This is a genomic window from Polaribacter sargassicola (assembly GCF_021991835.1).
Taxonomy (GTDB): Bacteria; Bacteroidota; Bacteroidia; order Flavobacteriales; family Flavobacteriaceae; genus Polaribacter; species Polaribacter sargassicola.
The window spans coordinates 1-422 of record NZ_JAHDAU010000049.1; the positions used below are offsets into that span (position 1 = coordinate 1).

Below are 422 nucleotides of genomic sequence, written 5' to 3' on the forward strand. Positions count from 1 at the left end.
CTTTGTTAAAAAACTTGGAGCGTATTATTACATAGCTCCTTTTACCTTAGACAGCGTTTCAAACAATCCGCAAAAAGTGCTACGAGATATTAGCAATTTTGATTTAATCATTTCAGCTAAACCAACTGAAGCATTTTCTGAAGCAGAAAAATTAGTGTTAGATCAATATACCATGCAAGGTGGCAAAAGCCTTTGGATGATTGATGCCGTGGCTATGGAAAAAGATAGCTTGTACAATGCCAACGGCATGAACGTAGCTATTCAAAGAGACTTAAATTTAACAGACTTTTTCTTTAAATACGGGGTACGCGTTAACCCTTCAATAGTGAGTACGCTGTATTCGGCTCCCATTACTTTAGCTATGGGTGAAGGTAGCCATGCTCAATTTCAGCATTTACAATGGCCTTACTCGCCATTAGCTG

General features: G+C 38.4%; 1 protein-coding gene. It reads left to right on the plus strand.

Going from position 1 to position 422, the window contains the following annotated elements; genetic code table 11:
* Window positions 1-422 (plus strand): Gldg family protein (locus KI686_RS15765; RefSeq protein WP_237590288.1); only part of this gene is annotated, 422 nt, incomplete at both ends.